Raw genomic sequence first — 13385 nt, forward strand, 5'->3', positions numbered from 1 at the left:
CCAACAAGGTTTCGTCAACACTTCAGCATTCCGCCAGCTGACGATTCGATGCCTTTCCCTCTCATTGTTGATATCCGCTTCAGCAGGGTTCGCTCAATCCAGCCTTTTAGAGAGTGTCAAGAGAAACCCCGCGGAAGCGAAAGCGCTGTGCCAATCGTTCAAGGCCATGAACAGCAATGGTCAGTCCGCAATGTCACCTGAAGCCATCAATAAGTTGGCAAGTCAGCGCAACTTGAGCGCGAACAATGCAGAAATTTTGGCCACGTACGTGATCGGAATGCACTGCTCGGATGTTCGCTGAACAGATGTTTGCTGATCAGACCTTCACCGATCAGAAGTTACCTGATCAGAGGTTTATAGACGCGACATTGATCACCCCTGATGGGGTGTGTTTGGTCTCACGCATTTGGACTCCACAGGGCTCTGGTCCGTGGCCCACCCTGCTGATGAGGCAACCCTATGGGCGAGCGATTGCTTCGACTGTGACCCTCCCCCACCCGCTCTGGTGGACCGACCAAGGATTTGCAGTCGTCGTCCAAGACGTGCGCGGACAGGGCAGTTCCGAGGGGACCTTTCAAGGCTTCGGCCAAGAGGCTGTTGACACTGCCGCGACCCTGAATTGGCTGCGCGAGCTACCCGAATGCAACGGCCGCATTGGCATGTATGGATTGTCTTACCAAGGGCTGACCCAGCTGCTCGCACCAGCGGATTGCCAGGCGCCTGACTGCCTTGCGCCAGCCATGTGCGGGTTAGATGAACGGCAGCATTGGAGTTGCGAAGGCGGCGCTCACTGGTGGCACCTTGGCCTTGGCTGGGGCTTGCAGCTTGCAGCCCTGCAAGCCAAGCGCCGCAACGATTCAGTCGGTTGGAACGAGATCCATAGCGCTTTGGTGGATGGCCGCTATCTACACGAAGGCGTCGAGCTCTTAGAGCAACATGACCCCCAGGGAATGGCTTTGCGCTGGTTGCGACAACCGGCAGATCAGGACGAGAGCTGGATTCTCCATCGCCCAGCGCAAACCTGGCTCCAGAAACCCATGCTGCTGATCGGCGGCTGGTGGGATCCCCATCTGCGGGGTCTCCTCGACCTTCTCCAAACGGCCCGATCCAGCGGCGGCAACCCCGAACTGCACATCGGACCCGCCACCCATCTGCAGTGGTGGCCGGAAACGACCCAGCTTCTGCTCGATTTTTTCAATCAACATCTCAAACATCCCCCAACCCCCAGCCAAGACAAAACAGCTGCGATCAGGCTTTGGGATCTAGGCGATAGGACCTGGTCAGGTCAGAGCGGAAACGAATGCAGCAAGGCCTGTTGGCATCTCCACAGCAATGGTTTGGCTTGCCTTGATCCCACCGATGGGCAATTGCTCGATACCACGCTGCCTGGATCAGGAACCTGCGTCATCGTTCATGACCCGTGGCGACCCGCACCAGCCGTGGGTGGTCATTTGAGTCCTACAGCTGGGCCCTGCGATCGGAGGATCGTGGATCAACGCTCGGACGTGGCCGTGTTTAGTTCCGCGCCACTCAAAACAGGGCTCCAGCTGTGCGGTCGCCCTGTTTTGAAGTTAAAAGTATCCGCCGATCAGCCAGCCTTTGATCTGTGCGCTGCACTATCAAAACTCCCCGCCGGTGGAGATGAGGTGCAGCAGCTCTCAACAGGTGTGTTGCGAGTGCGACAAGCCACTCACAGCGAGAGCGACAGTGACATCCCATTCAGCACCATCACGCTCGAATTACAACCACTGCTTGTGAGCTTCCAACCTGGAGATCGACTAAGGCTCTCGCTTGCGGGGGCCTCATGGCCAGCGATTGCGATCAATCCAGGCGATGGGAAGCAACGCTTTGGCCCCCCCAACAGCGATTGCCGTGTCATCACCCTTTGCTTACAGCTGGATGAAGCGACACTGCAAATGGCGCCACTGCTTGTTCCCCAAGCCGGATGAACTCCGGCAAACTGATTCCATTGTTGCCCCACATTCATGAAGCTCTCCTCCTGCCTTCTGGTCTGCGCTCTCGCGGCACCGATGCTGCAGGCGTTCCCGATGCCAGCGGCACGAGGTGAACAGCTTTTAGCCCAGGGAGCACTGGTCCCAACGACTTCTTTGAGCACCAGTGAGGCCAGCCAGGCGGCAGATGCACTCCTCACGGCTATCCAAGCCCAAGACGCACAGGCTTTTTTTGATCGACTCTCCACCCAACTTCAAAACGCAACAACCGTTGAAGCCGTAAAGGGTGGATTAAAGGATGACCATCGGATTGAATCCACGCGCATTGTGGCGATTTATCCAGGAATCGATGACACCACCGTGGATGTGATTGCCCAAACCGAGCAGGGGAGCAAGGAGCTGCTGCTCGTTCTTGATGATGAAGGCAAGCTTGTGGCCTGGAAATGGCTGGGTGAAACGCTGCCGATCGAGACAACCGCCCTGAAATTTGTTCGCGATCTCGACGCAAAACGCTGGATTGCTGCTCGCTACTACCTATCGCTTGATTTTCAAAAAGAAATTTCCCCAGAGGATCTGGAGCGAAAGTGGAGCAAGTTGAGCCGCACCCTCGGTGGAGTGAAGCGGGTCAAAAACGCTGTTGTCTCAAGCAGAGGAGCCGAACAACAACTCGTTTTGGTCACCATTGAATTTGGAACTGTGACCGACAACTTGTTCGTGATTTTCGATGCTCAAGGCCGGATCATCAACGTGGACTTCTCAGAGGATCTGGTCTAATCCCAAAAACTCGGGCGAATCCATGGAGCCGTGGCGGCTTTTCCGCTTAAGCTCCCGGGCTAACGAAGACCATCCCCCTGCATGACCGGCGCTGTTCTCGACTGGATGGTTCAGGACAGCCAGAGGCTGGCTGAATGCCGACACGATCATCCCTTCTCTCTTCTGGGGCCCCAACAACTGGAGTCGGGTCAATGGATTGTTAGGGCTTGGGTTCCAGAAGCTGAAACCGTTGAGTTGATCCTCGATGGCGAACGTCTCTTAATGCAAACGCCTCATCACCCATGGGTGTTCGAAGCTCAATGCTCAAGGGATCCAGGGCATAACTACAAATTGAAGATCCGCCGAGGCGGGCTCGAGCACGAGCAATTCGATCCTTGGGCCTTTCGGCACGAATGGATGGGCGAAATGGATCGCCATCTGTTTGCAGAAGGCAATCACCATCACATTTGGCGCCGGATGGGGGCCCACCAATGCCAACAAGGTGGCATCCAAGGTGTGATGTTTTGCCTCTGGGCACCGAACGCCCTCACCGTCAGCGTGATCGGAAATCTCAATTCCTGGGATGGCCGTTATCACCCCATGCAGCAAAGGCTGGGCGGTATCTGGGAACTATTTGTTCCTGAGCTTGAGGAAGGACATTTCTATAAATACGAAATCCGTACCCAAGACGGCCACTGTTATCAGAAGGCTGACCCCTACGGCTTTCAGCATGAAGTCAGGCCTGATACCAGCTCGATCGTTAGTCATCTCGACGGATTTCAGTGGAATGATGACGCCTGGATCAGCAGCCGAGACAGACGCAACCCTCTCGATCAGCCAATCTCGGTTTACGAGATGCACCTTGGTAGCTGGATTCACGCCGCCGCCGACGATCCATTCATCGAAGCCGATGGAACTCCACGCCCACCAGTGCCTGCTGCTGATCTAAAGCCAGGTGCCCGCCTGCTCACCTATCCCGAGCTTGCCGATCGTCTGATTCCTTACGTCAAAGAGCAAGGCTTCAGCCACATCGAATTGATGCCAATCACAGAGCATCCTTTCGATGGGTCATGGGGATACCAAGTCACTGGCTGGTATGCACCCACAAGCCGCTACGGCACTCCCGACGAATTTCGCGCCTTCGTGGATCGCTGCCACGCCGAGGGCATCGGGGTGATCATCGATTGGGTGCCTGGCCACTTCCCCAAAGACAGTCATGGGCTTGCCTTCTTCGATGGCTGCCACCTTTACGAACATGCTGACCCACGAATTGGCGAGCACAAGGAATGGGGGACGCTGATCTTCAACTACAGCAGAAATGAGGTAAGAAACTTCCTCGTTGCCAATCTCGTCTTCTGGTTTGACCAGTTCCACATCGATGGCATCCGGGTTGATGCAGTGGCATCAATGCTCTACCGAGATTATTTACGGCCCGATGGTGAGTGGTTAGCCAACGAACAAGGGGGTAGAGAAAACACCGAAGCCGTTCGCTTCCTTCAGCAAGCCAATCACGTTCTGTTCGAGCATTTCCCAGGTGCTCTCTCTATCGCAGAGGAATCCACCACCTGGCCCATGGTGACTCAGCCCACGGAGAACGGTGGACTTGGCTTCAATCTCAAATGGAACATGGGATGGATGCACGACATGCTCGATTACTTCGAGCTGGATCCGTGGTTCCGCCAGTTTCACCAAAACAACATCACGTTTTCGATCTGGTACACCTATACCGAAAACTTCATGCTTGCCCTTAGTCACGACGAAGTCGTGCATGGCAAGAGCCATCTCCTTCACAAGATGCCAGGCGATGACTGGCAGAAGTACGCCAACACACGCGCCTTGCTGGCCTACATGTGGACGCACCCAGGCAAGAAAACGATCTTCATGGGTATGGAGTTCGGTCAACGTTCTGAATGGAACGTTTGGGGGGATTTGCAGTGGGATTTGCTGAACTACGAGCCGCACGCGGGTGTTCACCTCATGGTGAAAGAACTCAACGCGCTCTATAAGCAAGAGCCTGCTCTCTGGAAAGACGACTTTGATCAGTACGGCTTCCAGTGGATCGACTGCAATGACAATCGCCATTCCGTGATTAGCTTCATGCGACGGGAAAGCACAAGTGGCTCTTGGTTAGTCGTCGTGGCCAACTTCACGCCCCAAAGCCATTCCCATTACAAAGTGGGAGTTCCAATCTCTGGCTTCTACGAAGAAATCTTCAATACCGATGCTGCCAAATACGGTGGCAGCAACCTTGGAAATCTTGGTGGGAAGCTAAGCGATGAATGGGGAATCCATGGCTACGAAAACTCCTTGGATCTCTGCCTGCCGCCACTCAGCGTGATGGTGTTTAAGCACGATGCCAAGAAAAGTTTGGCTGAAGCCAGCAAAAAAGAGAGTGATTAGGTTCAGGTGATGTGACAAAACTGGCCGAATCGCCGAAAAGCACAGCGTTTTGGTCAGTTTCGTCAGGTAGGTTGCCGCCTGGATCTTCACGCATTCATGAGCGACACCCTGCCCCTACTGCTCCGTGCCGCCCGCGGAGAATCGGTAGAGCGTCCTCCAGTCTGGATGATGCGCCAAGCAGGGCGCTACATGAAGGTCTACCGCGACCTTCGCGATCGCCACCCCAGCTTCCGAGAACGATCTGAAAACCCCGATCTCTCGTACGAGATCTCCATGCAACCCTTTAAGGCCTTCCAGCCTGATGGGGTGATCCTTTTCTCAGACATCCTGACCCCACTGCCTGGCATGGGGATCGAGTTCGACATTGTTGAGAGCAAAGGCCCTCAAATTGGTGATCCAATCAGGAACCTCAGTCAAGTTGAAGCGCTCAGACCTTTGCAGCCAGAAGAGAGCATGCCCTTTGTGGGCGAAGTCCTGGGCCGGCTGCGCAGCAGCGTTGGCAATCAGGCCGCAGTCCTTGGCTTCGTAGGCGCCCCCTGGACCCTGGCGGCATACGTCGTGGAAGGAAAAAGCAGCAAGAACTATGCCGTCATCAAAAAGATGGCCTTTCAGGAGCCAGAACTCCTGCATAAACTCCTTGATCACTTCGCGACTTCGATTGCCACCTACCTGCGTTATCAAATTGATTCCGGAGCGCAGGTTGTCCAGATGTTTGACTCCTGGGCAGGGCAACTCAGCCCCGCCGATTACGACACGTTTGCTGCGCCCTATCAGAAAAAAGTTGTTGATCTCGTCAAACAAACGCATCCCGACACCCCATTCATCCTTTACATCTCTGGAAGCGCAGGGGTTTTAGAACGAATGGGTCGCACAGGTGTCGACATCATTTCTTTGGATTGGACCGTGGACATGGCTGAGGGCCTCGCCCGCCTTCCTGACCACATAGGCGTACAAGGCAATGTCGATCCTGGATTGCTGTTTGGCACACCTGAGGCCATTCGCGATCGCATCGATGATTGCGTGCGCAAGGCCCGTGGTCGCCGCCACATCCTGAATCTTGGCCATGGAATTTTGCCTGGCACGCCTGAGGAGAATGGCCGCGCATTCTTTGAAGCTGGTAAGACTGTGATGGATCGAATCGGGGAGGGCTGATTGATCCCGTCACCCGCTCGAATCTTGATCACCGGCGCAAGTGGTTGCGTCGGCCAATACACAGCGGCTTGGCTCCTGGAAAATTCCGATGCCGAGTTGCTGCTTTGGCTGCGAGATCCAGCCAAACTTTCGGCAATCTCAGCAGATCAACCACGTGTCCGCTTGTTAGTAGGAGATCTGCGTGAAACAGATCGATTTGCGAGCGAACTCTCCACCGTGACCCGGGTGATTCATACGGCTACTGCATGGGGAGATCCTGAGCGTGCCCATCAGGTGAATGTCGTGGCCGTCAAAAGGATGCTGGCCCTTTTGAATCCAGCTGTCGTTGAGCAGATCATCTATTTCTCAACCGCCAGCATTCTCGATCGTTCCCTGCAACCGCTTCAAGAAGCTCTGGCCTACGGCACCGAATACATCCAAACCAAAGCTCAATGCCTTGGAGAGCTTGAACAACACCCGTTAGCTGAACGCATTGTGGCGGTCTTTCCAACACTGGTCTTCGGCGGAAGGGTAGATGGAACAAGTCCCTTCCCGACCAGTTACCTCACGGAAGGCTTAGCGGAAGCAAGCAAATGGTTATGGCTCGCTCGCTGGCTGAGAGCCGATGCCAGCTTCCATTTCATCCATGCTGCTGACATTGCTGAAATCTGCGGGATCCTGGTGACCACGCCTCACCAACCCAATCCAGAACCTGGGCAGGGACCGGTCCGCAGAATCGTGATGGGACAACCGTGGATCAGCGTGAACGATGCCGTTGCCACGCTCTGTCGCTGGAGAGGTGTGTCGCGAACTCCTGGGATACCCCTTTGGAGCTGGCTAATTGAAGGCCTGATCAAAATCCTTCCAATCGAAATCAACGCATGGGACCGATTTTCAATTCATCAACGTCACTTCGTTCATGATCCCGTTACCCAGCCTGAACGCTTCGGTGGTCGAAGCCATGGACCAGACCTTGAAACAGTTCTGATGAATTCAGGACTTCCACATCGTGGAAGCATCTGAACAGCGTTAAACTCACAACAGTGTTTATGAGCTCATGATCAGCCGTTTGCGTTCTCTCCTCTCAGCCGCGATTGCTTTGGCACTCGTCCTGGGCATCGGTGTTGGTACAGCCAATGCTGCCACTGTTGAAGTGAAGCTCGGTACAGATTCCGGCATGCTTGCATTCGAACCCAGCACCCTCAACATCAAAGCTGGTGACACCGTCAAATTTGTCAACAACAAGCTGGCACCTCACAACGCCGTTTTTGATGGCCACGACGAGCTCAGCCACAGCGATCTAGCGTTTGCTCCCGGCGAATCATGGGAAGAAACCTTCACTGAAGCTGGAACTTTTGACTTCTACTGCGAGCCCCACCGTGGTGCTGGCATGGTTGGCAAAGTTATCGTTGAGTGATCCTTAGATCAGCAGTTGAACACAAGCCCGGCGAGCGTTTTAACAGATGCTCACCGGGCTCTTTTTTTGTCCACCGAAATGGATAGGGTTGTAGAAATTGAAGTTGGTGTTGATGCTCCATCCCATGTCCGTGTTCGCATTGCTGCTTTGCATCGGCCTCAACCTGCTGGGAGTCTCACCTGCAATTGCGGCAAGCACTTCTGGCGTTGACGTCGAACATGGTGGGCAACTCTTTTCTGCGAATTGCGCTGCATGTCACATGGGCGGTGGCAATGTGATCAGTGCGTCCAGAACATTGAGTCAAAGCGATCTTCAAGCTCATCTCAATGAGTACGGCGAGGATCACATTGAGGCCATCGAGCACCAAATTGAAAATGGAAAGAATGCGATGCCGTCGTTTGAAGGAAAATTGAGCGAACAAGACATCATTGATGTAGCCGCCTACGTAGAACTCAAGGCTGAAAAAGGCTGGCAGCGATGAGCCGAGAGGGTTGGAAAGATTTCTTGCGTGCTGCAGAACGAAGTCCAGCTCTTCAAAGGGAACTCAGCGTCTGTAGTGAAACAAAAGACATCGTTGCGCTTGGCAAAAGACTAGGTTTCTCACTGTGCCTAGACGACCTCAACCAAGACCCTCAAGCCGAAGCCATCAGCAAATGGTTCGAGCAGAGCACGATCCAATAACCGGACAACCCCCGACATCACGGCGTACATATCTCACCTTTATCCTGATAACTCTGGAGCGACATCAGGCGTTGATCAAAGCAAATGCAATGACTAGCGAACAGTTGGACCGGGTCATTGAGATGGCATGGGAAGACCGCACACCCTTTGAAGCGATTGAATATCAGTTCGGTCTGATGGAGAAAGATGTGATCAGCTTGATGCGCCAGACGTTAAAACCAGGATCCTTCCGTAGCTGGCGTAAACGTGTCTCAGGCCGCAAAACCAAGCATGCAGCCACGAGCCATGCCGACCGATTCAGAGCAGCTTGCCACCACTAGGCAACATCGAAAAATCAATCGTCAGATTGGTTGCTCGAGCGGCTCTCAATCTTGGCATCAGCCCAACGTGAGAAGAAATAAACAGCAATAAACATCGGCAAGTAGGCAACCCACATGTTGTCGAGCTGTAGACCACTGTTATTAATGAGAACCAAGCCTCCATAGCCCACAACAAAGTAAATACCAGCCCTGCGAAGAGCTCCAATCTGTTTAGGGTTCATCGAGATCAGTACCATTTTCCCTAAGCTAAGAGATCACTCAGCCGATGGCATCGTTCCGGCTTCGACCTAGATGCAGCAACCGCAATCGGGACAATTCTCACGGATGACATTGTCTCCGTAGCAAATACTGTCATCGAGGAGAGGCTTCCCATAAAAGAGGCAAACAAGCTGCTACAAACAAGCATTCCAAGTTGTAGCTTCATCTATTACCAGCATTACATGTTAAAGATTGCAAGGAACTGTGAAAGCAGGCTCAACAGTACTGATCCGGCATTAAATCCAAGCGGGAGTCACCTAAGGTCTAAGAACTTCAATAATCTGAGGGGAAGGAAAAAGGCAGAAAGAGTAGCCTTGGCAGGATACCTGAAGCCAACATTCACAGACTGATCACCCAATCGATGAGCGTAGAACGCAAATCACCTCTTTAGGAATCTCCAACTTTAGTTAGCAACCAACATCCCAGACCATGCCACGGATATGGACCGTAAAAGAGTTGAGCACAAACAGAAAAAGAGGGGGGATTATCTTCAGAGTTCCTGGGGAAAAGCGATAGAACTACGCGAGTAACTGCCAACAAGCCAAGCACAAAAGAGATCACAACAAAAGATGACTAGGATTCGCACTCCCCATTCCTCTAAGACCTAACAAAACCGCTTTTACGTGAAAATGTATTGATAATGACAGCACTACGACCAGAAATGTCAAGCGCGAAAGCTTGACATCAGAATGCAAGGCCTTAACCAACAAATGATCCGCACAAAAGCAAAACACTTGATACATGCAAAAATAAATACTAAACAATAAAAGCTCTTGCCAAGCAATGAATGACTAAAGTTATGTTTGCAGAACTAAAAACAAAGAAATGACTGACATCAACAACCTACCAAGCCCCAGCGAAATGACCTATGCCCAAGCCTGGGAGGAATATCAAAACAATGGAGAGACCTGGAGAACCGAGCATGACGAAGCCCTACAGCAAGTGCGCTTAGAAATGCCTGAGGCCGGCTCTGGAGCCCTTGTCGAGGCAGGACTGATCATGGCAACCCGTCCAATTGGTCAACGCCAAGAGGCACTTAGCCGATGGCACGAATTTTTCGAAAGCGACAAACGAGCAAATGCTTTGAATGGCTATCCATCTGGACATCCAAAATCAATCAAATGAGTACATGAAAGCAGAAACTCTATCTAACGAAGAGGTATAGATCAGCACTTTTCAGCTTTCAAAATCTTCGCAGAAGCAAATCATCACTCTTCGTTGACACCAAGAGAGTCATCTTAGCAATTAGTCCATTCCGCCAAAAGAGTCATCAATGACTCTATGCTCCCTACAATATATTGATCTTTTACGAGGTAAATACCGAGATACGCTTCTAGACTTTAATAATCACAATATAATGCGACATTCCATAAACTCTCGATTATGAGCAATAGAGTTATTGCCGGATATTGATAACGCATCATTCATTGGGACAACTCCCCTGAGTTCCTGAGGGGCCTTCAAATTAACTGCGAACTGCCTCCAGCACCGCAAGATATAGATCCTCGTCGATCTCCCGGATGTCGTATTCCGTAGGCATGGCGCCATGGTGATGTTCGTGCACCACTGTCCAGCACTTGCGCTCCACATCACTGAGTTGGGCTCCGTACACGGCATGGACACGCTCCACGAGAGCTGTCACCAGAGCGGGATCAGTTGCCATCCTTATCTGCCATTGATTGATTAAGGTCGGCTGACCCTACAAGTGCAGGTCGGTAAGCCGCAGGCTGACGGAAAGCCCGACAGATCTGGATCGGTGAACCGCTCTACAAAGTCAAAAGATCCACATACGGTTCCAATCAATAAAACGTAGAAAAAGTCATGCAACCAACAGCCGAACAATTCACCGAAAAAGCCTGGACCGCGATCATGTCAGCCCAGCAGCTAGCCCAGAGCCAGCGGCATCAACAGCTTGAAAGTGAGCACCTGTTGAGGGCTTTGTTGGACCAAGAAGGCTTGGCGGCTCGAATCCTGGATAAGGCAGGGGTTTCACCACCAGTGCTCCAAACTGCGGTGGACAGCTATCTCAGTCAGCAACCCTCACTATCCAACGCCCCCGACTCAGTCTTTCTAGGCAAAGGTCTCAATGCCCTGCTCGATCGCGCTGAAACGCTGAAGCAAAGTTATGGCGATAGCTTTATTTCTATTGAGCATCTGCTGCTGGCCCTCGCCGACGATGGTCGCTGTGGCCGTCAGCTTCTTAGCCAAGCTGGCACCGATAGCTCTCGTTTAAAAACCGCCATTAATGCCGTGCGTGGCAGTCAGAAAGTGACCGACCAAAACCCTGAGGGAACCTACGAATCTCTCGAAAAATATGGTCGCGATCTCACGAGCGCTGCCCGAGACGGCAAGCTCGATCCGGTGATCGGTCGTGATGAAGAAATCCGCAGAACCATTCAAATTCTCAGCCGCCGCACCAAAAACAATCCTGTGCTGATTGGTGAGCCAGGGGTGGGCAAGACAGCCATTGTGGAAGGGCTGGCCCAACGGATCGTGAATGGCGATGTGCCTCAGGCACTACAAAATCGTCAGCTGATCGCCCTCGATATGGGAGCACTGATCGCTGGTGCCAAATATCGCGGTGAATTCGAGGAACGCCTTAAAGCTGTGCTCAAGGAGGTCACCAACTCCGAAGGACAAATTGTTTTGTTCATCGATGAAATTCACACCGTGGTCGGTGCAGGTGCCACCGGTGGCGCCATGGACGCCAGCAACCTGTTGAAGCCCATGCTTGCGCGAGGCGAACTGCGCTGCATCGGGGCCACCACCCTGGACGAGCACAGACAACACATCGAGAAAGACCCCGCCCTAGAGCGTCGCTTTCAGCAAGTGCTGGTCGATCAACCCACCGTTGAAGACACCATTTCAATTTTGCGTGGACTTAAAGAGCGCTACGAAGTGCACCACGGCGTCCGCATTGCAGACAGCGCGCTCGTAGCAGCAGCCGTTTTGAGTAGTCGATACATCGCCGATCGCTTCCTTCCAGACAAAGCGATCGACCTTGTGGATGAATCAGCCGCCAGGCTCAAGATGGAGATCACCTCCAAACCAGAGGAGATCGACGAAATCGATCGCAAAATCCTTCAGTTAGAAATGGAGAAGCTCTCGTTAGGACGCGAGTCGGATGCGGCGAGTCAAGAGCGACTGCAGCGATTGGAACGAGAACTTGCGGAATTATCCGAACAACAAAGCACCCTCAATGCTCAATGGCAGCAAGAAAAAGGTGCCATTGATGAGCTCTCGGCTCTGAAAGAAGAGATCGAACGCGTGCAACTACAGGTGGAACAAGCCAAGCGGAGTTATGACCTCAACAAGGCTGCAGAGTTGGAATACGGAACGCTCGCTGGACTTCAAAAGCAACTGCACGCCCAGGAACATGCCTTGGCAGAAACCGATGACACTGGCGAAAAATCACTGCTAAGAGAGGAGGTCAGCGAAGACGACATCGCTGAGGTGATTGCGAAGTGGACAGGAATTCCTGTGGCAAGGCTTGTTCAATCCGAGATGGAGAAACTACTCAAACTCGAAGACCAACTCCATGAACGCGTCGTCGGACAACACCAAGCAGTGACGGCTGTAGCCGACGCCATCCAGCGATCCAGAGCCGGGCTCAGCGACCCAAATCAACCCATCGCTAGTTTTTTATTTTTGGGACCCACCGGTGTGGGCAAAACAGAGTTGTCAAAAGCCTTGGCAGCCCAATTGTTTGATAGCGAAGACGCCTTGGTGCGCATCGACATGTCGGAATACATGGAGAAACATACGGTGAGCCGATTAATCGGTGCACCTCCCGGATATGTGGGATACGAGGCTGGAGGACAGCTCACAGAAGCGATACGGCGCAGACCATACGCGGTGATCTTGTTTGATGAAGTGGAAAAAGCTCATCCAGACGTCTTCAATGTGATGCTCCAAATCCTCGATGATGGTCGCGTCACCGACGGCCAAGGCCGCACTGTTGATTTTACCAATGCTGTGTTAATTCTCACCAGCAACATCGGCAGTCAATCCATCCTCGATTTAGGAGGTGATGACAACCAACATCAAGAGATGGAGAGTCGGGTCAATGAAGCTCTACGCAGCCATTTCCGTCCAGAGTTCCTAAACCGAATCGACGACACTATCATTTTTCATAGTCTTCGTCGCGATGAATTGCGCCAAATCATTGGCCTTCAAGTAGAACGGTTAAGACAACGCCTGAGCGAGAGAAAGCTCGATCTCAACATCAGTGAAGAAGCCACCGACTGGCTAGCCAATGCCGGCTATGACCCCGTTTATGGAGCGAGGCCCCTCAAACGAGCGATTCAGCGGGAACTGGAAACACCCATTGCGAAAGCGATCCTCGCAGGCGCCTACGAGGAAGGCAGTAGCGTCCAAATCGAAGTCATAGAAGAACGCCTAAACCTGATCTAAAAGCACGCTTTAATTGGCGCAGACGAGCCTCAGAATTGGGAAGCAACAAATTTCTTTTTA

14 protein-coding genes are annotated in these 13385 nt (G+C 52.6%); 12 read left to right on the forward strand and 2 right to left on the reverse strand.

Annotation, left to right across the window (positions count from 1 at the left end):
- Positions 1–67: 67 nt before the first annotated feature.
- The 10 genes from SynSYN20_RS09625 (at position 68) to SynSYN20_RS09670 (ending at position 8654) form a co-directional block, all read left to right on the forward strand.
- Positions 68–301, forward strand: coding sequence for a hypothetical protein (locus SynSYN20_RS09625; RefSeq protein WP_370586672.1), 234 nt, complete (start codon positions 68–70; stop codon positions 299–301).
- Positions 291–1949, forward strand: a complete 1659-nt coding sequence (locus tag SynSYN20_RS09630; protein ID WP_255476235.1) for a CocE/NonD family hydrolase — start codon at positions 291–293, stop codon at positions 1947–1949. Before SynSYN20_RS09625 ends, SynSYN20_RS09630 begins: the two co-directional genes overlap by 11 nt.
- 36 nt (positions 1950–1985) lie before the next feature.
- Positions 1986–2726: a DUF3887 domain-containing protein gene (locus SynSYN20_RS09635; protein WP_186523313.1), complete on the forward strand. Its 741-nt coding sequence runs from the start codon at positions 1986–1988 to the stop codon at positions 2724–2726.
- Positions 2727–2807: 81 nt separating this feature from the next.
- Positions 2808–5105 (forward strand): 1,4-alpha-glucan branching protein GlgB, encoded by a 2298-nt coding sequence (gene glgB / locus SynSYN20_RS09640; RefSeq protein WP_186523315.1) that lies wholly within the window; start codon positions 2808–2810, stop codon positions 5103–5105.
- 96 nt (positions 5106–5201) lie between these two features.
- The gene (hemE, locus tag SynSYN20_RS09645; RefSeq protein WP_186523317.1) at positions 5202–6257 is read left to right on the forward strand and encodes a uroporphyrinogen decarboxylase; all 1056 of its coding nucleotides are present in this window, start codon (positions 5202–5204) and stop codon (positions 6255–6257) included.
- Positions 6258–7259 (forward strand): NAD(P)-dependent oxidoreductase, encoded by a 1002-nt coding sequence (locus SynSYN20_RS09650; RefSeq protein WP_186523318.1) that lies wholly within the window; start codon positions 6258–6260, stop codon positions 7257–7259. It abuts the gene before it with no gap.
- Between the two features lie 34 nt (positions 7260–7293).
- Positions 7294–7653 (forward strand): plastocyanin, encoded by a 360-nt coding sequence (gene petE / locus SynSYN20_RS09655; RefSeq protein WP_186523319.1) that lies wholly within the window; start codon positions 7294–7296, stop codon positions 7651–7653.
- Positions 7654–7765: 112 nt separating this feature from the next.
- Positions 7766–8134, forward strand: a complete 369-nt coding sequence (locus SynSYN20_RS09660) for a c-type cytochrome (RefSeq protein WP_186523320.1) — start codon at positions 7766–7768, stop codon at positions 8132–8134.
- Positions 8131–8334 (forward strand): Nif11-like leader peptide family natural product precursor, encoded by a 204-nt coding sequence (locus SynSYN20_RS09665; protein WP_186523325.1) that lies wholly within the window; start codon positions 8131–8133, stop codon positions 8332–8334. The genes SynSYN20_RS09660 and SynSYN20_RS09665 overlap by 4 nt, the downstream gene beginning before the upstream one ends.
- Before the next feature lie 89 nt (positions 8335–8423).
- Positions 8424–8654: a TIGR03643 family protein gene (locus SynSYN20_RS09670; RefSeq protein ID WP_186523327.1), complete on the forward strand. Its 231-nt coding sequence runs from the start codon at positions 8424–8426 to the stop codon at positions 8652–8654.
- A 14-nt stretch (positions 8655–8668) separates the two neighbouring features.
- Here the strand turns inward: SynSYN20_RS09670 and SynSYN20_RS09675 are convergent, their stop codons facing one another.
- Entirely contained in the window at positions 8669–8875 is a 207-nt protein-coding gene (locus SynSYN20_RS09675) for a hypothetical protein (protein ID WP_186523329.1), read from the reverse strand.
- 862 nt (positions 8876–9737) lie between these two features.
- On the opposite strand from SynSYN20_RS09675, the gene SynSYN20_RS09680 reads away from it, so the two are divergent.
- On the forward strand, positions 9738–10037 hold the full coding sequence (locus SynSYN20_RS09680) for a hypothetical protein (protein ID WP_186523331.1): 300 nt from the start codon (positions 9738–9740) through the stop codon (positions 10035–10037).
- Between the two features lie 340 nt (positions 10038–10377).
- On the opposite strand, the gene SynSYN20_RS09685 is transcribed toward SynSYN20_RS09680, so the two are convergent.
- Entirely contained in the window at positions 10378–10575 is a 198-nt protein-coding gene (locus tag SynSYN20_RS09685) for a hypothetical protein (RefSeq protein WP_186523333.1), read from the reverse strand.
- A gap of 158 nt (positions 10576–10733) precedes the next feature.
- On the opposite strand from SynSYN20_RS09685, the gene clpB reads away from it, so the two are divergent.
- The gene (clpB, locus tag SynSYN20_RS09690) at positions 10734–13325 is read left to right on the forward strand and encodes an ATP-dependent chaperone ClpB (RefSeq protein ID WP_186523335.1); all 2592 of its coding nucleotides are present in this window, start codon (positions 10734–10736) and stop codon (positions 13323–13325) included.
- Positions 13326–13385: the final 60 nt, after the last annotated feature.

The sequence above is a fragment of the Synechococcus sp. SYN20 genome (assembly GCF_014279555.1).
GTDB lineage: Bacteria > Cyanobacteriota > Cyanobacteriia > PCC-6307 > Cyanobiaceae > Synechococcus_C.

Coding starts and splice junctions, on each gene's coding strand:
- SynSYN20_RS09630 (WP_255476235.1), top strand. CDS start 291: ATGTTCGCTGAACAGATGTTTGCTGATCAGACCTTCACCGATCAGAAG.
- SynSYN20_RS09635 (WP_186523313.1), top strand. CDS start 1,986: ATGAAGCTCTCCTCCTGCCTTCTGGTCTGCGCTCTCGCGGCACCGATG.
- glgB (WP_186523315.1), top strand. CDS start 2,808: ATGACCGGCGCTGTTCTCGACTGGATGGTTCAGGACAGCCAGAGGCTG.
- hemE (WP_186523317.1), top strand. CDS start 5,202: ATGAGCGACACCCTGCCCCTACTGCTCCGTGCCGCCCGCGGAGAATCG.
- petE (WP_186523319.1), top strand. CDS start 7,294: ATGATCAGCCGTTTGCGTTCTCTCCTCTCAGCCGCGATTGCTTTGGCA.
- SynSYN20_RS09660 (WP_186523320.1), top strand. CDS start 7,766: ATGCTCCATCCCATGTCCGTGTTCGCATTGCTGCTTTGCATCGGCCTC.
- SynSYN20_RS09665 (WP_186523325.1), top strand. CDS start 8,131: ATGAGCCGAGAGGGTTGGAAAGATTTCTTGCGTGCTGCAGAACGAAGT.
- SynSYN20_RS09670 (WP_186523327.1), top strand. CDS start 8,424: ATGACTAGCGAACAGTTGGACCGGGTCATTGAGATGGCATGGGAAGAC.
- SynSYN20_RS09675 (WP_186523329.1), bottom strand. CDS start 8,875: ATGAACCCTAAACAGATTGGAGCTCTTCGCAGGGCTGGTATTTACTTT.
- SynSYN20_RS09680 (WP_186523331.1), top strand. CDS start 9,738: ATGACTGACATCAACAACCTACCAAGCCCCAGCGAAATGACCTATGCC.
- SynSYN20_RS09685 (WP_186523333.1), bottom strand. CDS start 10,575: ATGGCAACTGATCCCGCTCTGGTGACAGCTCTCGTGGAGCGTGTCCAT.
- clpB (WP_186523335.1), top strand. CDS start 10,734: ATGCAACCAACAGCCGAACAATTCACCGAAAAAGCCTGGACCGCGATC.